Annotated in this window: 16 protein-coding genes; 11 read left to right on the top strand and 5 right to left on the bottom strand. The window is 71.6% G+C overall.

Going from position 1 to position 16,814, the window contains the following annotated elements; translation table 11 throughout:
* Positions 1 to 62: 62 nt before the first annotated feature.
* From Ari01nite_RS25775 to Ari01nite_RS25765, 3 genes are all read right to left on the bottom strand, one after another.
* Positions 63 to 863, bottom strand: coding sequence for an SDR family NAD(P)-dependent oxidoreductase (locus Ari01nite_RS25775; RefSeq protein WP_203784733.1), 801 nt, complete (start codon positions 861 to 863; stop codon positions 63 to 65).
* 84 nt (positions 864 to 947) lie between these two features.
* A complete protein-coding gene (locus tag Ari01nite_RS25770; RefSeq protein ID WP_203784732.1) occupies positions 948 to 1,496 on the bottom strand; it encodes a hypothetical protein in 549 nt (182 codons plus the stop codon).
* Entirely contained in the window at positions 1,466 to 2,173 is a 708-nt protein-coding gene (locus Ari01nite_RS25765; RefSeq protein WP_203784731.1) for a GntR family transcriptional regulator, read from the bottom strand. The genes Ari01nite_RS25770 and Ari01nite_RS25765 overlap by 31 nt, the downstream gene beginning before the upstream one ends.
* Before the next feature lie 86 nt (positions 2,174 to 2,259).
* Here Ari01nite_RS25765 and Ari01nite_RS25760 point away from each other — a divergent pair, with 86 nt between their 5' ends.
* The 4 genes from Ari01nite_RS25760 to Ari01nite_RS25745 are packed head-to-tail and all read left to right on the top strand — an operon-like array spanning position 2,260 to position 6,898.
* Positions 2,260 to 3,795: an ABC transporter ATP-binding protein gene (locus Ari01nite_RS25760; RefSeq protein WP_203784730.1), complete on the top strand. Its 1,536-nt coding sequence runs from the start codon at positions 2,260 to 2,262 to the stop codon at positions 3,793 to 3,795.
* Positions 3,792 to 4,829, top strand: a complete 1,038-nt coding sequence (locus Ari01nite_RS25755; protein ID WP_203784729.1) for an ABC transporter permease — start codon at positions 3,792 to 3,794, stop codon at positions 4,827 to 4,829. Before Ari01nite_RS25760 ends, Ari01nite_RS25755 begins: the two co-directional genes overlap by 4 nt.
* Positions 4,826 to 5,740, top strand: a complete 915-nt coding sequence (locus tag Ari01nite_RS25750) for an ABC transporter permease (protein ID WP_203784728.1) — start codon at positions 4,826 to 4,828, stop codon at positions 5,738 to 5,740. Before Ari01nite_RS25755 ends, Ari01nite_RS25750 begins: the two co-directional genes overlap by 4 nt.
* A gap of 12 nt (positions 5,741 to 5,752) precedes the next feature.
* Positions 5,753 to 6,898 carry a BMP family ABC transporter substrate-binding protein gene (locus Ari01nite_RS25745; RefSeq protein ID WP_203784727.1) on the top strand — a complete coding sequence of 382 codons (1,146 nt, stop codon included), beginning with the start codon at positions 5,753 to 5,755 and terminating at the stop codon, positions 6,896 to 6,898.
* 45 nt (positions 6,899 to 6,943) lie between these two features.
* Here Ari01nite_RS25745 and Ari01nite_RS25740 read toward each other — a convergent pair whose 3' ends face one another.
* On the bottom strand, positions 6,944 to 7,579 hold the full coding sequence (locus Ari01nite_RS25740; protein ID WP_239163018.1) for a TetR/AcrR family transcriptional regulator: 636 nt from the start codon (positions 7,577 to 7,579) through the stop codon (positions 6,944 to 6,946).
* A 143-nt stretch (positions 7,580 to 7,722) separates the two neighbouring features.
* Here Ari01nite_RS25740 and Ari01nite_RS25735 point away from each other — a divergent pair, with 143 nt between their 5' ends.
* The 5 genes from Ari01nite_RS25735 to Ari01nite_RS25715 all read left to right on the top strand — a co-directional run bounded on the left by Ari01nite_RS25735 (position 7,723) and on the right by Ari01nite_RS25715 (position 13,284).
* Positions 7,723 to 8,919 carry an oxygenase MpaB family protein gene (locus Ari01nite_RS25735; RefSeq protein WP_203784725.1) on the top strand — a complete coding sequence of 399 codons (1,197 nt, stop codon included), beginning with the start codon at positions 7,723 to 7,725 and terminating at the stop codon, positions 8,917 to 8,919.
* Between the two features lie 253 nt (positions 8,920 to 9,172).
* A complete protein-coding gene (locus Ari01nite_RS25730) occupies positions 9,173 to 10,087 on the top strand; it encodes an oxygenase MpaB family protein (RefSeq protein ID WP_239163017.1) in 915 nt (304 codons plus the stop codon).
* Positions 10,087 to 12,300 (top strand): molybdopterin cofactor-binding domain-containing protein, encoded by a 2,214-nt coding sequence (locus tag Ari01nite_RS25725; RefSeq protein WP_203784724.1) that lies wholly within the window; start codon positions 10,087 to 10,089, stop codon positions 12,298 to 12,300. The genes Ari01nite_RS25730 and Ari01nite_RS25725 overlap by 1 nt, the downstream gene beginning before the upstream one ends.
* 16 nt (positions 12,301 to 12,316) lie before the next feature.
* On the top strand, positions 12,317 to 12,778 hold the full coding sequence (locus Ari01nite_RS25720; RefSeq protein ID WP_203784723.1) for a (2Fe-2S)-binding protein: 462 nt from the start codon (positions 12,317 to 12,319) through the stop codon (positions 12,776 to 12,778).
* A 74-nt stretch (positions 12,779 to 12,852) separates the two neighbouring features.
* A complete protein-coding gene (locus Ari01nite_RS25715) occupies positions 12,853 to 13,284 on the top strand; it encodes a GNAT family N-acetyltransferase (RefSeq protein ID WP_239163016.1) in 432 nt (143 codons plus the stop codon).
* On the opposite strand, the gene Ari01nite_RS25710 is transcribed toward Ari01nite_RS25715, so the two are convergent.
* Entirely contained in the window at positions 13,274 to 14,872 is a 1,599-nt protein-coding gene (locus Ari01nite_RS25710; protein ID WP_203784722.1) for a diguanylate cyclase domain-containing protein, read from the bottom strand. The two genes, Ari01nite_RS25715 and Ari01nite_RS25710, sit on opposite strands and share 11 nt — an antisense overlap.
* Before the next feature lie 67 nt (positions 14,873 to 14,939).
* Here Ari01nite_RS25710 and Ari01nite_RS25705 point away from each other — a divergent pair, with 67 nt between their 5' ends.
* Positions 14,940 to 15,380, top strand: coding sequence for a MarR family winged helix-turn-helix transcriptional regulator (locus tag Ari01nite_RS25705; RefSeq protein ID WP_203784721.1), 441 nt, complete (start codon positions 14,940 to 14,942; stop codon positions 15,378 to 15,380).
* A 45-nt stretch (positions 15,381 to 15,425) separates the two neighbouring features.
* Positions 15,426 to 16,718 carry a BNR-4 repeat-containing protein gene (locus Ari01nite_RS25700; RefSeq protein ID WP_203784720.1) on the top strand — a complete coding sequence of 431 codons (1,293 nt, stop codon included), beginning with the start codon at positions 15,426 to 15,428 and terminating at the stop codon, positions 16,716 to 16,718.
* The last annotated feature ends 96 nt before the right edge of the window (positions 16,719 to 16,814 follow it).

Below are 16,814 nucleotides of genomic sequence, written 5' to 3'. Positions count from 1 at the left end.
GTGCTCGGCGTACGACCTCCGCTGATCGGAACCCCGCCGCCCCGGTTGAGGAAAACCGGGTGTTACTCCGCGCTGCCCGGCTCGGCCATCTTGCGGTGCATCTCGGCCTTGACCCGGTCCGGCGTCACCTTGCTGGCCACACCCTGCGCCTTGGTCTTGAGCGAGCCGGCGACCACCTTCTCCTTGTCCTTGCGCATCGCCTCGAAGCCCTGCTTGGCGACCAGCGCCGGGTCGTCCTTCTGGCCGGCGCCGACCTTGGTGTCGTCCATCTCGGCGCGGTGGAAGAAGTTGGTGTCGGTCGGCCCCGGCATCAGCGACGTCACGGTCACGCCGCTGTCCTTGAGCTCGGCCCGCAACGCCTCGGCGAACGACTGCACGAACGACTTGGACGCGTTGTAGACCGCCTGGTAGGTGCCCGGCATGGTGGACGCGATCGAGGACGTGAACAGCACCTGCCCGGCGTCGCGCGCCACCATGTCCGGCAGCACCCGCTTGGCCAGGTGCACGGTCGACGTGACGTTGACGTCGATCACGTCCAGTTCCTCGGCCAGGTCGGTCTGCCGGGTGAAGTCGCCGCCGATGCCCCGGCCGGCGTTGAGCGCGATCGCGTCCACCGGCCGCCCGGTGCGCCGGATGGCGTCCCAGACCTGTTCCACCCCGTCGTAGGTTGCCAGGTCGGCCCGGACCGCGGTCACCTGGGTCCGGCCGTCCCGGCGCAGATCGGTGGCGGCCTGCTCGATCGCGGTGTCCTCGGCGGTGATCAAAAGGTCGTACCCGTGCTCGGCGAACTGCCGGGCCAGCTCGTACCCGATACCGCTGGACGCACCGGTAACCACCGCGAACTCATTGGTCGACGTTGTCATAGTGGCCGGGTGCCCCGGGGCAGCGCGATTAACCGTCCCCGCCCTCCTGCCGCTCTTCGCCCGTGCCCGCCGCGCGGTCTGCCGTCATGGGCGGCAGGAGCCGTCGGCGGCCAGCGGGCCGATGGTGAAGTCGTCGGGCAGGGTGCCGTGGATGCAGGCGTAGCCGGTGGACGCGGTGAAGGCCGGGCCCGAGGTCACCTCGATGGCGGTCAGGCCGGCCGCGCGCAGCGAGTCCTCGACGCCGCGCTCGTCGGCGGAACCGCCGGCGGACCGCAGCGAGAAGTCCATCCGCAGGCGCATGATGCAGGACTCGGCGCCGGGGATGGCGTCCGGCGGGACCGCGCCGCGCAGCGGGGTCGGCGGGTTCGCGGCGATCAGGGCGCGGCGGGCCCGCTCGCGTGCGTCGTTCACGTCCCAGGACTCCGACGGGTTCGCGGACGGGCGCGGGCGGGCGCCGATCCCGCACGACGCCTCGCCCGGGCGGGGCGGCCGGGTGACGGCGACGGCCGACGCCGTGGCCTCGCCGCTGCGGACGACCAAGGGCGACAGTTGGGCGCCGGGGTCACCGGGGCGGGCGCAGCCGGTGAGCAGCACCGCCGCGGCTACGACCAACGACCATCGACCGACTCGCATGCCGGTGACGATAGCGAAGTCCGGCTCAGCGAGCGGGACACGTCCAACCGGGTGCTGGTGACGTGGGCGCGGCCGATCCGTTCCGCCTCGGTGCTGTCGCGGCGGCGCAGTGCCTCGACGATCGCGCGATGGTCGCGCAGCGACTGCTCCTTGCGGTGTGGGGCGACCGCCGAGAAGTAGAAGCGGGCCCGCATGCTCAGCGTCCGGATGAAGCCGGCCATCAGTTCGTTCTGCGAGCAGGCCGCGACCGCGATGTGGAACTCGGCGTTGATGCGGGCCAGGGCGACCGGGTCGTCGGCGGTCGCCTGCCGGGACAGGATCTCGTCGAGGTCGGCCAGTTGGTCCGCGGTGCGGCGTTCGGCGGCCAGGGCCATCGTGCGGCACTCGGTTTCCAGGCGGGCCTCGAAGAGATCGGCCAGTTCGTGTTCGGTGCGGGCCCGGACGTACGCGCCCAGGTGTGGCCGGTAGTCGATCCAGCCGTCGGCCCCCAGGGAGCGCAGCGCCTCGCGTACCGGGATGTGGCTTGTTCCTAGTTGTTTTGCCAGCGAGTCGGCGTTGAGGTGGGCGCCCTCGGGCAGCAACCCGCTGAGGATCGCCTCGGCCAGCATGTCGCGGACCCGGTCGCCGGTGCTGCCCGCCGCCGCCCGCTCGAGCCGGGGCAAACCCGTGATCGCCATGCCCGCATCCTATAGGCCAACCGCGAAACATCACCCGTTACGACCGTGACACGTGGCCGAAACGATCGAGCAGTCCTATAGGACGCATGACCACGCATCCATCGCTCGATGCACCGCCCGCCACCGCGCCGGCGCTGCTCGCGGTACGCGGGCTGACCTGCCGCTTCGGTGACGTCGTCGCCAACGACGGGGTCGACTTCGAGGTGGCTGCCGGCGAGGTGCACGCGGTGCTCGGCGAGAACGGTGCCGGCAAGAGCACCCTGATGAAGCTCATCTACGGCGTCTACCGGCCCGACGCCGGCGAGTTCCACGTCAACGGCGTACCGACCCCACTCACCTCGCCGGCGGCGGCCCGCGCGGCCGGCATCGGCATGGTCTTCCAGGACATGCGGCTGGTGCCGGCGTTCACCGTGGCCGAGAACATCGGGCTGGCCCTGCCGCTGCGCGGGCCACGCTTCAACCGGCGGCGGCTGTCCCGCGACATCGCCGGGGCCGCCGACCGCTACGGCCTGCCGGTGCACCCGGACGCCCTGGTCCGCCACCTCTCGATCGGCGAGCGGCAGCGCGTCGAGATCCTCAAGGTCCTGATGAGCGGCTGCCGGCTGCTCATCCTCGACGAACCGACCAGCGTGCTCGCCCCGCAGGAGGTGGACGCGCTGTTCGCCGCGATGCGGGCGCTGCGGCAGGCGGGGCTCTCGCTGGTGATCATCACGCACAAGCTGAACGAGGCCCGCGCGATCGCCGACCGGGTGACCGTGCTGCGCGGCGGTCGGGTGGTGCTGCGCAACGCCGACCCGGCCGGCCACACCGACGCGGAACTGGTCGAGGCGATGGTCGGCCGTGCGGTGCCGCCGCTGGCCCGGGACCGCCGGACGCACGAGGCCGCGGCGCCGGTGGTGGAGTTGTCCGGCGTGCACGTGGCCGGCGACCGTGGCCACACCGCGCTGTCCGGCGTCGACCTGACGATCCGGCCCGGCGAGGTGGTGGGCGTTGCGGGCGTGGCCGGCAGCGGTCAGCGCGAGCTCTGCGAGGTGATCCTCGGACTTCGGAAAACCACCGAGGGCACCGTACGCCTGGCCGGCCGCCCGGTCGGCCGGCCGCGGGACGCGATCGCCGCGGGCGCCGTCGACATCCCGGAGGACCCGGTCACCGATGCCGTGGTGCCGGGCCTCACCGTGCTCGAACACCTGGCCCTGGGTGACACACCCCGCCGCGGGCTGGGCATCGACTGGCGCGCGGTGGCCGCCGGGGCCGACAAGCGGGACGCCGCCACCGGGCTGCGGATGGCGGCCCGGACCCGGGTGCTGGGCGAGCTGTCCGGCGGCAACATCCAGCGGGTGGTGCTGACCCGGGCGCTCGGCGAACCGGCCTCGGTGGTGGTCGCCGCGTACCCGAGCCGGGGTCTGGACATCGCCACCACCCGCCGGACCCAGGAGCTGCTCATCGAGCAGCGGGACGCGGGCGCCGCGGTGCTGGTGGTCTCCGAGGACCTGGACGAGCTGCTGTCCATCTCGGATCGCATCGCGGTGCTGCACGACGGCCACCTCGCCGGCGTGGTCCGCCCCGCCGAGACCGACCGCTATGCGATCGGCCAGCTGATGTTGGGAGGCGTGGCGGCATGACGGCCATTTCCGTGCCACGCTTTGTCGACAATCGACAGGCGCCACGCTGGATCGTCGCGGTTCTCGGCGCCCCGGTCATCTTCGGGGCCTTCGCCGCGGCAAAAGGCATCAACCCCCTGACCATGTACGGGGACATGCTGCTCTCCCTGGCCGACCCGGTGCAGGCGCAGACGGTGCTGGTGCGCGCCGCGGTGCTGCTGCTCGCCGGCCTGGCGGTCGCGGTACCGGCCCGCGCCGGGCTGCTCAACGTCGGCGGCGAGGGTCAGATCGTGATCGGCGCGGTCGCGGCGGCCGGCGTGGGCCTGATCGCCGACCAGCGGCTGCCCGGCGGCCTCGTGCTGCTCCTGATGATGGTGGCCGCGATGGCCGCCGGCGCCGCCTGGGCCGGTCTCGCCGCCGGGCTGCGGCTGACCGTCAAGGTGAACGAGGCGATCAGCACGCTGCTGCTCAACTTCGTGGCGATCGACATCATGCTCGGGCTGATCTACGACCCGTGGAAGGACGCGTCCGGGTTCGGTCAGCCGTCCTCCCGCCCGCTCGAGGAGACCGCCCGGCTCCCGCTGTTCGTGACCGGCGGCACGGTCAACGCCGGGATCGTGCTCGCCCTGCTGGCCATGGCCGGGGTGTGGTGGGCGCTGAAGTACACGTCCTGGGGCTTCAAGCTGCGGGTGGTCGGCGGCAACCCGGAGGCGGCCCGCCGCGCCGGGCTGCGGGTCGGCCCGCTGCTGCTGTCCGCGATGCTGGTCGGCGGCGCGCTGGCCGGGCTGGCCGGCCTGGTCCACTTCGCCGGCACCGAGTTCAAGCTGCGGCCCGGCCTGGCGCTCAACTTCGGCTACATCGGCTTCCTGGCCAGCTGGCTGGCGATGCACCGGCCGCTGCGGATCGGGCTGGCCGCGCTGCTGCTGGCCGCGATCGCGATGGGCGCCGACAGCCTGCAGATCGACGCGGGCCTGCCGGCCGCGTCGCTCAACGTCCTGATGGCCGTCGTCCTGCTGGTCGTCCTCGGCAGCCGGCTCGCGAGGAGCAAGTCATGATCGTTGTCGAGGTGCTGGCCGGCGGCGTCCGGGGCGGCACGGCCATCCTGTACGCGGCGCTCGGCGAGACGCTCGCCGAACGCGCCGGCGTCATCAACCTCGGCACCGAGGGCAGCATGCTGGCCGGCTGCCTGGCCGCGTACGCGATCACCGCCGAGACCTCAAGTCCCTGGGCGGGCCTGGTGGCCGGCATGCTGGCCGGCGCGCTGCTGGCCGCGGTGCACGCGTTCATGGTGCTGGCCCGGGGCGCGAACCAGCTGGCCACCGGCCTCGTGGTGCTGTTCCTGGGCGGCGGGCTGACCGCGATGTTCGGAGCCGCGTACGTCGGCAAGGCGATCGAGCCCTTCCGGGCGTACCCCATCCCGATTTTGTCCGATCTCCCGGCGGTCGGTCCGATTCTGTTCAACCACGACCCGCTGGTCTACGCCTCCTACCTGCTGGCGCCGGCGCTGTGGTGGCTGCTGTTCCGCAGCCGGTGGGGCCTGGTGGTGCGCGGCGCCGGCGAGCGGCCCGCGGCGCTGGCCACCTACGGGCACTCGCCGGTGCTGGTCCGCTACCTCGCGGTGGTCGGCGGCGGGCTGCTGGCCGGGATCGGCGGCGCGCACCTGTCCACGGCGTACGCGAATGCCTGGTTCGAGAACATGACGGCCGGGCGCGGCTTCATCGCCGTCGCGCTGGTCATCTTCGCCGCGTGGCACCCGCTGCGCGCGGTCGGCGGCGCCTACCTGTTCGGCGCCGCGCTGGCCCTCTCCCCCGCGCTGCAGGCCCGCGGCTTCGGCTTCAACCAGTTCGCCCTGGACGCCCTGCCGTACCTGGTCACCATCGCCGCGCTCATCGTGCTCGGCCGCCGCCGTGTGAACGCGGCGCCGGAAGACCTGTCCCGCGTCTTCGATCTCACCCCCGCCCGATAAAGAGGTGTCCCCATGCGTTCGTTGAGAAGTGTGCTGGCGCTAGCCGCGGCCGCGACCCTGCTCGCCGCCTGCGCCACCAACAGCAGCACCGCCGCCCCCGGCGGAGCGTCGTCCGCCGCGCCCGGCACCGGCGGCGACAAGATCGGCTTCATCTTCGTCGGCCCCAAGGACGACTACGGCTACAACCAGGCCGCGTACGAGGGCAGCCAGGCGGTCGCCAAGGCGTACCCGGACCTCGAGGTGCTCACCGCGGAGAACGTCCCCGAGGACGACAACGCCGCGCGCGTGATGGAGGGCATGATCCGCAAGGGCGCAAAGATCATTTTCGCGACCTCGTACGGGCACAAGGACCCCGCCCTCAAGGTGGCCGCCGCGAACCCGGACGTCGTCGTCCTCCAGCAGGGCAACATCGTCGACGGCGCGGTGCCGCCCAACTTCGGCACCTACTTCGGCACCGTCTACGAGCCGGTCTACCTGGCCGGCATCGTGGCCGGAAAGACAACCAGGACCAACAAGCTCGGGTACGTGTACGCCTTCCCCATCTCGCAGACCCTGGACAACATCAACGCGTTCCAGCTCGGGGCGGCCTCGGTCAACCCCGCCGCCAAGACGTACGTGGTGAACACGTCCAGCTGGTGCGACCCCGCCAAACAGGCCGAGGCCGCCAAGAGCCTGCTCGCCCAGGGCGTCGACGTGATCAGCCAGCACCAGGACTGCACCGCCACCGTGATCCGGGCCACCGAGGCCGCCGGCAGGTTCACGGTCGGCTACCACGCCGACGCCACGGCGCTGGCCCCGAAGGGCTGGCTGACCGGCTCGCAGTGGAACTGGGGCCCGCTCTACACCACCATGGTCAAGACCGTCCTGGCCGGCTCGTTCACCGGTTCCCCCTACAACGCGAACTTCCGCGTCGGCCTCAAGACCGGCGACAACCCGTTCGTGCAGTCGCCCTACGGCCCCGCCGTCACCGACGAGACCAAGAAACTGGTCGAGACCGCGATGGCAAAGATCAGCAAGGACGGCTCGCCGTTCCTGGGCCCGGTCGTCGACCAGGACGGCAAGGAGCGGGTCCCGGCCGGCACCGTCCCCGACTACAAGACCATCGAGTCGATCGACTACTTCGTCACCGGCGTGGTCGGCAAGATCCCAGCCTCCTGACCAGTTTTGACACGCGGCCCGGGTGCTTCGGCTCCCGGGCCGTTGTCATGGTTCCAGCATGGGCACGATGAAGCGGCGGGCCAACGCGCGCAACTGCTCGTCGTCGTCGAGGTCGATCACGTGGCTGGGGATCACCAGGAAGGACGCGCACAGCCGGGTCATCAGCTCGGCCACCACCTCGACGTCGACCTCGGCGGAGATGTGGCCGGTGGCCTGCTCGCGGCGCAGTTGGCCGGCCACGAAGCGCTGGACCGTGGACAGGGTCTGGCCGCCGTCGCCGATCATCGACGGGAGCAGCACGTCGGGCTCGACCGCCATCAGGCCGCCGATCAGCGGGTTGCGCCGGATCACCTGCAGCGACGAGACGAAGCCCGCCACCACCCGGTCGGCCGCCGTGCGCGCCTCGCTGATGTCGATCAGGAACTGGTCGAAGTAGCGCCGGAACTCGCGCCGGACCACCTGCGCCACCAGCGCGTCCTTGTTGGTGAAGCGGCGGTAGGCGGTGATCCGGGAGACGCCGGCGCGGCGGGCCACGTCCTCCATGGTGGAGCGCCGGATCCCCATCCGGCAGAACTGGTCGAACGCGGCGTCCAGCAGGCGCGTGGTGACCTCGTCGTGTGCGCCGTCGGCATCGGGCTGTTCGAGCACTTCGGCCAGCGCTCGGCCCAGTAGCGACTCCATCGCTCTCCCCGACATGCCTTGACGCAATTTGTATCACTGTATCAATTCCGTCTTGTGAGCGCCGACACACTGTGTTCTCATGTGTGATACATCGAAGCACTTCTTGTTTCAGCGTATCACCGCCCTCACGGAGGAGGAGCGACGTGAAGCCACTCTCAAGACGCAATCTGTTGAAGGCGGGCGCGCTGGTCGCCGCGGCGCCGGTCCCGTGGACGTGGTCCCCGAAAGGCTCGGTGGCGGGCACGGGGGCCGGCGCCGACCCGCGATGGGTCTGGGACTCCGAGGCCGACCCGCTGGTCGCCTCGCTCATCGACCGCGGCGACGTACCCCGGGTCAACGCGCTGCTGCGCACCTGGACCAAGAACGGCCAGCCGCTGCCCGACGGGTTGCCGGCCGACCTGCGCGACTTCATGACCCGCGCCCGGCAGCTCCCGCCGTGGACCGACCAGCGCAAGCTGGCCACCGCGGTCACCTTCAACCAGAAGCGCGGGCTCTACCTCGGAGTCCTGTACGGGCTGGCCAGCGGCATGATGAGCACGGTCATCCCGAAGGAGGCCCGGGCCGTCTACTACTCGCAGGGCGGCGCGGACATGAAGGACCGCATCTCCAAGACCGCCAAGCTCGGGTACGACATCGGCGCGGTCAGCGCGTACCAGCCCGACGGTGAAATGATCGTGACCGGGGTCAAAACCCGGCTGGTGCACGCGGCCGTGCGCCACCTGCTGCCGCAGTCGCCGTACTGGGCGCAGGTGGCCGACGAGGACATCCCGATCAGCCAGCGCGACATCATGGTCACCTGGCACAGCCTGCCCACCACCGTGATGCAGAAGCTGGCCGCGTGGCGGGTGCCGATCCCGGCGGCCGAGTCCGAGGCGTTCCTGCACTCGTGGCAGGTGGGCGCGCACCTGCTCGGTGTCCGGGACGAATACATCCCGGCCTCGTGGGACGAGGCGAACACCCAGGCCGCGCAGGTCCTCGATCCGGTGCTGGCACCCACCCCGGAGGGCATCAAGCTGGCCGACATCCTGCTCAACCTGGGCTCCTCGATCGACCTCGGCATCCTCAGCAAGCCGGTGCTGGGCGCGTTCACCCGGTTCATGCTCGGCGACGAGATCGCCGGCTGGCTGCGGATCCCGCGCGAGCCGGTCTGGGATCCGCTGCTGCGTACCGCCTGGGGCCCGTTCATCGCGGTGCGCGAGGGCCTGCTGCCGTTCCCGCTCGCGCCGGAGGCGTACTGGCTGTTCGACGAGTTCCTGCGCCGGGCCGCGCTGCTGTTCCTGTCCGAGGCGCGGCCGATCAGCATCGAGATCCCGGTGACCAACCGACCGACGGGAGCCTGAGCATGGCCGAGATGAGCAGACGCAAGGTGCTGGTGTCCGGCGGGGCCCTGGGAGCGCTCGGCGCGCTCGGGATCGCAGCCCCGGCCCGGGCCGCCGACCCGGCCCGCGGGGCATCTGGGACGCCGAGGCCGACCCGGTCTCCGCCGAACTGCTCGACAGCGGCGCGGTCCCCGAGGTCAACCGGCTGCTGTGGAACTGGACCCGCAACGACCAGCCGCTCCCCGACGGGCTACCGGGCTATCTGCGGGACTTCATGGAGAAGGCCCGTCAACTGCCGCCCTGGGCCGACCGCGCCAAGCTGGAGGCCGCGGCGCAGTTCAACAAGTCCCGCGGGCTCTATCTCAACCTGCTCAACGGGGTCGGCGGCGGCATGTTGAGCACCGCGATCCCCAAGGAGGCGTGGTCGGTCTACTACTCCAAGGGCGGCGCCGACATGGAGGACCGGGTCGCCAAGACCAGCCTGCTCGGCTTCTCGGTCGGCTCGCTGAACGCGTACCGGCCGCAGGGCGACTGCATCGTCCAGGCGGTCAAGACCCGGCTGGTGCACGCCGCGGTGCGGCACCTGCTCCAGCAGTCGCCGCACTGGCGCTGGGGCGTCCCGATCAGCCAGGAGGACATCCTGGTCACCTGGCACACGCTGCCCACGTACGCGATGCGCAAGATGCGCGACTGGCAGGTGCCGATCACCGCCGCGGACTCCCAGGCGTACCTGCACGTCTGGCAGGTCACCGCGCACCTGCTCGGGGTCCGCGACGAGTACATACCGGCCACCTGGGCGGCCGCCAACACGCAGTCCGACCGGGTGTTGCCGCCGAACATGGGCCCGACCCGCGAGGGCGTCGAGCTCACCGACATCCTGCTCGGACAACTGGCCGAGCAGACCAGCCCGGCGAGCATCAGCCGGCCGCTGGTCAACGCCCTGGCCCGCTATCTGGTCGGCAACCAGGTCGCGGACTGGGACCAGATCCCCCGCGAGCCACTGTGGGAGCCGCTGATCGCCACCGCCTGGCCGCTGCTGGTGAAGTTCCGCGAAGGGCTGATCCCACTGCCGCTGGTGCCGGAGACCGCCTGGGTCCTCGACGAGGCCGCCCGGCAGTACATCCTGTTCTATCTGACCAAGGGCCGGGAGACCAAGATCGAGATCCCGGCCGTCAACCGCCCCGAGTAATGACCGGTCCCCTGCCGCGACGGCGGTTCCTCGGATATGTGCTGGCGGCCCCGATCCTGGTGACCGCCGGCTCCGAGCTGCCCTCACCCGATCTCACCGAACTGCTCGACCTCAACGACATCATGACCGCCGCCGCGCTGCCGACCTCCGGCCTGATCACCGTCGAGGTCGGCACCGACGGCACGGTGTCGTTCGCGCTGCCCCGGGCCGAGGTCGGCCAGGGCATCACCACCTCGACCGCGATGCTGATCGCCGAGGAACTGGGCGTGCCGGTGAGCCGGGTCCGGGTGAGCCTGGCCGACGCCCGGCCGGAGCTGCTGTTCAACCAGCTCACCGGCGGCTCGAACACGACCATCGCCACCCATACGCCGATCCGGGTGGCCGCCGCCGTCGCCCGGTACCGGCTGCTGGCCGCGGCGGCGAACGAGTTCGGCACCACGGTCGCCGACCTGCGGCTGGCGGCCGGCGTGATCACCGACCGGACCGGCCGCAGCATCGGCATCGGCGCGCTCGCCGGCAAGGCCGCCAGCCCCGGCACCCTGGCCGTGCCGGTGGAGCTCACGCCGCGGGAGAAGCTCACCGTCATCGGCAGGCCGCACGGGCGCATCGACGCGCTGGACGCGGTGACCGGACGCAAGAAGTTCGCCATGGACCTGGCCGTCCCCGGCGCGAAACCGGCCATGGTGTGCCGCCCGCCGACCATCAACGGCAAGGTCGGCACAGTCGCCAACCTCGGCGACGTACGGGAAATGCCCGGCGTAACCGACGTCCAGGTCATCTCCACCGGGGTGGCGGTCCGCGCCGACACCTTCGGCCAGTGCATCGACGCCGTCCGCGCGCTGCGGGTCAGCTGGCGGCCCGGCACCGCGGAGGGCAAGTCCGACGACACCGTGCTACGCGAACTGGCCGCCGCGGAGCTCCCGCTCGGCCCGCGGCCGCCGACCCCGTACGTGGAAGGAAAATTCACCTTCGCGTTCCGCAGCAACAGCGCGCTGGAGCCGAACTGCGCGATCGCCGACGTGCGCGCCGACCGGGCCGAGATCTGGTCCTCGCTGAAGTCGCCGATCGTCGCCCGGCAGGCCATCGCGGCCCGGCTGGGGCTGCCGGTCAGCCGGGTCACCGTGCACGTCGTCGAGGGCGGTGGCTCGTTCGGCCGAAAGCTCTTCTTCGACGCCGCCCTGGAGGCCGCCGAGCTGTCCCAGAAAATCGGCAAGCCGGTCAAGCTGATGTGGCACCGGGCCGACGACACGCGCCAGGGCCGCACCCACCCGATGGCAACCTCGCGGGTGCGCATCGCCTACGCCGGTAACGTGGTGCTCGGCTACGAACAGCGGCACACCAGCGTCAGCACGGACCTCGGACACGGGCTCGGCGAGCTGCTCACCGCGATGGCGGCGAAACTGCCGATCGGGGACGCCGCGTTCGCCCAGACGTTCTTCCAGTTCAGCCAGACCTCGCCGTACCGCTTCGGCAGCGTGAGCCGGCTGCTCAGCGAGACCGACCGGGGTTTCAACACCGGCAGCATGCGGGCGGTGTACTCACCGGACGCGACGTGCGCGCGGGAACTCGTGGTCGACCAGGTCGCCGCCCGGATGGGCCAGGACCCGTACCGCTTCCGCCGGAACTTCCTGCGCGACGAGCGCTCCCGGGCCGTGCTGGACCGGGTCGCCGAGGCCGGCGGCTGGGGCCGGCCGATGCCGCCCGGCACCGCGCAGGGCATCGCCTTCCACTCCGAGTACAAGTCGGTCAGCGCCGCCCTCATCGAGATCGACTGCCGGCCCGCGACCACCGGCCGCCCGATCCGCGACGGCGTCGGCGGCCCGCGCGTCACCAGGGCGGTGTTCGCCGTGGACGTGGGCCTGGTGGTCAACCCGCTGGGCCTGCAGGCGCAGATGATGGGCGGCATCATGGACGGCATCGCGCTGGCCCTGACCGCGAGCCTGCACCTGCGCGACGGCTATTTCCTCGAGGCGAGCTGGGACAACTACTTCTACACCCGGATGTGGAACACCCCGCCGGTCGTGCAGATCATCGTCCTGCCCAGCACCGCGGACAAGCCCGGCGGCGCCGGCGAGTTGGGCGTCCCCACGGCCTTCGCGGCGGTCGCGTGCGCTTACGCCCGGGCCACCGGAACGATGCCGACCACGTTTCCGATCAACCACGGCACGCTGTCGTTCACCCCGAAACCGACGATCCCACCCCTTCCCGCGTGACCTGCTTGGAGGAAAAGTGCCCTCGTTCCGGGTCAACGGCACCCCGGTCACCGTCGACGTGCCCGACGACGTACGCCTGCTCTGGGTTTTGCGCGACATCCTCGGCATCACCGGCCCGAAATACGGCTGCGGCATCGACGTCTGCAAGGCGTGCACCAGTCACCTCAACGGCGAGGCGGTGAGCCCGTGCGCCATCCCGGTCGGCGATCTGAGCCCCACCGACGAGGTGGTGACGATCGAGGGCCTGGCCGGCTCCGCCCTGCACCCCATGCAGCAGGCGTGGCTCGACCTGGACGTGGTCCAGTGCGGCTACTGCCAGCCCGGCCAGATCATGACCGCGGTGGCCCTGGTCCGGCGGGTGGCCGCCGAGGGTCGCGAGATCACCGAGGCGGACCTGGACGGCATCCGCAACATCTGCCGCTGCGGCACCTACCCCCGGATCCGCGAGGCGATCAGGGCAGCAGCCGCCCGCATGTGAGCTGTTGCTTGCCCCGGGAGCCGGTGGTGGAATCGGCCGACCCCGAAACCCTTCAGCTCGGAAAGCGAGTCCCGGTGATCGTGCGGATGGCCGGCGAGGCGGATGTGGCCGCGCTCGCCGAACTGCGGGACATCCCGCCGGACCAGGTCGGGGCGTTCGGCGACTGGGTGGCCGCCCACGCCGGGACGCACCTGCCGTTCGTCGCCGAGGTCGGCGGGTGCGTGGTCGGTTGCGCCTGGCTGCTCGTCGCGGAGCGGGTGCCCGGCAACGGGTCGCTGGAGCGGCGGTACGGCGACGTCCAGTCGGTGATGGTCCGCGCGGAGCACCGCAACCGGGGCGTCGGGGCCGCGCTGATGGCCGCGATCCTGGCCGAGGCCCGCACCCGCGGCCTGCTGCACGTCACCGTCCACTCCGGCCGCCGGGCGGTCGGCTTCTACCTGCGGAACGGCTTCGGCCACCACCGGCAGCTGTTGCTCTGGGAACCGGCCGCAGCCGCTACGCGGTAGCGCCCTGCTTGGCCGCGTACATGGCGGCGTCGGCGCGGGCGATCAGCTCGTCGGCCGCGACGCCCGGGGCGGCCATCGCGACGCCGATGCTGCCGGTGGTGGACATCGTGGTGTCGCCGATCCGGATCGGCTCGGCCAGGGTGGCCTCCAGCTTGCGGGCCACCGCGCGCGCCTCCTCGGGGCCGCGCACCCGGCGGCAGATCACCAGGAACTCGTCGCCGCCCCAGCGGCCCAGGTGGTCGTCCGGGCGCAGCGCCTCGGTCAGCACCGCGGTGACCGCCACCAGCAACTGGTCGCCGGCGTGGTGGCCGTGGGTGTCGTTGATCTCCTTGAACCGGTCGAGGTCGATGAACAGCACCGCGGTGTCGGCCGCCTCCGCGGAGCCCAGCGCGTGTTCCAGCTCGGCCCGGATCGACGCGCGGTTGCGGCAGCCGGTCAGCGGGTCGCGGGTGGCCCGGGCGGTCAGCTCGTCGCGCAGCCGGCTGCTGGCGGTGACGTCGGCGATCGACAGGACCGCGCCGCGGACGCCCTCGTCGTCGGTGAGCGCGGCCAGCGTGAACAGGCAGCGCCGGGACTCGCCGCCGCCGGGCACCAGGCCGGCCTCCAGGCTGCGGTCGGCGCGCCGGTCCAGGGTTGCTGCCACCGCCTCGGCCAGGCGCGGCCGGTCGTCGGGGTGCACCCGGGCCAGCACCGCGTCGAAGTCCGGGATCGCTTCCGCGCCGAGCACGGCCGGCAGCCCGGCGTTGACGAAGACCGTGCCGCGGTCCTCGGCCAGCACGATCAGGCCGAGCGGGAGCGAGTCGGCCACCCGGCGCAGCAGCCGGCCCTGCCGGCGTACCACCTCGTGCGCGGCCATCTCGTCGGAGATGTCGGTGACCAGGGTGTCGACCACGGTGGCGTCCGGGTCGTCGAGGCTGCGGAACGTGTTTTCCACCTCGACCCACACCCAGTGGCCGTCACGGTGCCGGTGCCGCAGGCGGATCCGCTGGGTGGCCCGGCTGCTGCGCACCTCGAGCCACTGCGCGATGGCCCGCTCGTGGTCGTCGGGGTGCATGAAGTCCAGCGACCGGCGGCCGACCATCTCGGCGGCGTTCCAGCCGAGCATCTGGGTGAACCGCTCATCGACCGCGGTGATCACGGCATAAAGATTCTTTCCGAGCATTCCGGTACGCGGCCGGCGCGTCGTCAGCATCGCCGGGTCGAGCGGTTCGGCCGTCGCGTCGGCCTGCCACGGACCCTGGTCGGCGAGCAGTCCGATCCAGACGCCGAAGAACTCCCGGGCGTCGACCAGCCGCAGCCGCATGGCCCGGCCCGGGTCGCTCAGCATGCGTACGGTGTCCTCGGCCATGCCGGTGCGCTGCGCGCGCTCCCAGGTCTCCACCACCACCATGCGATCGGCCGGCACCACGCTGTCGACAAAGGTCGCGTGGGCGCCCGGCAGGCTCGCCACCCCGTCGAAGCAGTCCACCGCGGGCAGCGGGACCCGGACGCTGGACCGGTCGAGGGCGATGGCAACGGCGTTGGGCGCACCTCGCAGCCAGGTGCGGATCGCGGACTCTCGGGTGTTCGCGTCACTCCGGGTGGTCACCCCAACATCATTGAGGAACGGCCTCGGGAAGGTCCAGTGTGTAGAACGCCGGCAACGCGACCATCCCGTGCTCGCGCAGCGTACGGCGCACGTCGAGATGCCGCCCGACCTCCGGGAAGCGTTCGGCCGGCACCGGCTGACCGCCCGGCACGGCGCGGTCCTCGGGCAGCTGGCCGTGGCCGACGAGAACACCGGGGTCGGCGACCTGGCCCGGGCCATGGGCGTGTCGCTGTCGACGGCGAGCGAGCTGGTCGGCGACCTCAGCCGGGCCGGCATCGTGGAACGCCGGGAGGACCCCGGCAACCGCCGCCGCACCCTGGTCCGGCTGGCCGACGCATACCGGCCCAGCGTCGAGCAGCTGGTGGCCGGCCGCGCGGCACCGCTGCTGCGGGTGCTCGACGGGCTCTCCGAGCGCGACCGCCAGGGCTTCGCGGCCGGCCTGCGCGCCTGGGCCGCCGAGGTGCGCAACTGGACGCCGCCCACGGTCGACCCTCCGAAAACCCCTTAGGAAAGCCCTTTCCTGCCATGGCCGCCGGATGGCAGGATGGCGAAAGTGGCCTCCCCTGTGGTGATCAACGACAACGGCGCGTGGTGCTGGTTCCAGGACGAGCGGGCGCTGGTCGACCCCGAGACGAGGACGCTGGTGGTCGGCTCGATCGCCGCTGCGGACGGTCCCGGCGGCGCGATCCGGGCCGGCAACGTCGAGCTGACGGTCGTCGACCTGGACACCGGCCACAGCGAGGTGGTGGTGCTGCACCGCAACCTGGAGGCGGACGACCACAACGTGCCCGCCCTGTGGCGCCGCAGCGACGGCCGGTGGCTCGCCGTCTACACGAAGCACAAGACCGACGACCTGACCCGCTGGCGGATCAGCGAGCCCGGCAACCCGCGCGCGTGGGGACCGGAGAGGACGTACGACTGGAGCCCGCTGACCGGCGGCCAGGGTGTCACGTACGCCAATCTCCATGCTCTTGACGGTCGTCTCTACTGCTTCACGAGAGCCGTGAACGACGACCAGTGCGCCCTGGTCTCGGACGACGAGGGCGACACGTGGGCGTACGCCGGAAAGCTCTTCACCCGCCCGAAGGTCGGCTACGTGAACGGCTACACCCGCTACGCCTCGGACGGCAACCGCATCGACCTGATCACCACCGACCACCACCCGCGCGACTACAACAACTCGATCTACCACGGCTACCTGCAATCCGGCGCCCTGCACCGCACCGACGGCACCGTCGTCGACCCGGTCGCCCTGGACGACGAGGCACCCTCCCAGGCCGAGCTGACGACGCTACTGGCGGCCGGCTCCCGCTGGGACGGCGACGAGATGACCCACTGCTGGACCACGGACATCCGCCGCTCCCCCGACGGCACCCTGGCCGCGGTGGTGACGGCCCGCGGTGCCGACCATCCGGCCCAGCCGTCGGACGCGTTCGAGCGCATGCGCCCGGTGCTGGACCACCGCTTCTTCTACGCACACCTGGCCCCCGGCGGCACGTGGCAGGTGACCCAACTGGCGAAGGCGGGCCACGGCCTGCTCCCCCACGAGCAGGACTACACGGGTTTGGCCGCGATAGACCCCAACAACCTCAATATCGTGTACGTGTCAACGCCGCTCGACCCACGCGACGACACCCCCTTGCGCCACCACGAGATCTTCCAGGGCCGAACCACAGACGCCGGCAAGTCCTGGACCTGGACCCCGATCACCGAAAACTCCGGAGCGGACAACTTCCGCCCGATCGTGGCACCCGGAGCCGCGGACCTCTCACCGCTGCTGTGGTTCCGCGGCAGCATGACGGCGTCGCAGCACTACCGCTGCCAGGTTCTGCTCCAGCTCCCCTGACCGCCCCACCACCGATCGAGCCGGCGTCCAGAAAACGGGCCGGCGTTCCCGCGCACAAATCCACGCCGCCACACATAAACAGGCACCGGCCATGTC

The sequence above is a fragment of the Paractinoplanes rishiriensis genome, assembly GCF_016862375.1.
GTDB lineage: Bacteria > Actinomycetota > Actinomycetes > Mycobacteriales > Micromonosporaceae > Actinoplanes > Actinoplanes rishiriensis.
Note: the sequence above shows the minus strand (reverse complement) of the source record. Positions and strands in the feature narration are given on the sequence as shown.

What these genes read in the sequence shown, in the direction of transcription:
- Ari01nite_RS25775 (WP_203784733.1), bottom strand. Translation starts at nt 863, where the DNA reads ATGACAACGTCGACCAATGAGTTCGCGGTGGTTACCGGTGCGTCCAGC.
- Ari01nite_RS25770 (WP_203784732.1), bottom strand. Translation starts at nt 1,496, where the DNA reads ATGCGAGTCGGTCGATGGTCGTTGGTCGTAGCCGCGGCGGTGCTGCTC.
- Ari01nite_RS25765 (WP_203784731.1), bottom strand. Translation starts at nt 2,173, where the DNA reads ATGGCGATCACGGGTTTGCCCCGGCTCGAGCGGGCGGCGGCGGGCAGC.
- Ari01nite_RS25760 (WP_203784730.1), top strand. Translation starts at nt 2,260, where the DNA reads ATGACCACGCATCCATCGCTCGATGCACCGCCCGCCACCGCGCCGGCG.
- Ari01nite_RS25755 (WP_203784729.1), top strand. Translation starts at nt 3,792, where the DNA reads ATGACGGCCATTTCCGTGCCACGCTTTGTCGACAATCGACAGGCGCCA.
- Ari01nite_RS25750 (WP_203784728.1), top strand. Translation starts at nt 4,826, where the DNA reads ATGATCGTTGTCGAGGTGCTGGCCGGCGGCGTCCGGGGCGGCACGGCC.
- Ari01nite_RS25745 (WP_203784727.1), top strand. Translation starts at nt 5,753, where the DNA reads ATGCGTTCGTTGAGAAGTGTGCTGGCGCTAGCCGCGGCCGCGACCCTG.
- Ari01nite_RS25740 (WP_239163018.1), bottom strand. Translation starts at nt 7,579, where the DNA reads ATGGAGTCGCTACTGGGCCGAGCGCTGGCCGAAGTGCTCGAACAGCCC.
- Ari01nite_RS25730 (WP_239163017.1), top strand. Translation starts at nt 9,173, where the DNA reads ATGGAGAAGGCCCGTCAACTGCCGCCCTGGGCCGACCGCGCCAAGCTG.
- Ari01nite_RS25725 (WP_203784724.1), top strand. Translation starts at nt 10,087, where the DNA reads ATGACCGGTCCCCTGCCGCGACGGCGGTTCCTCGGATATGTGCTGGCG.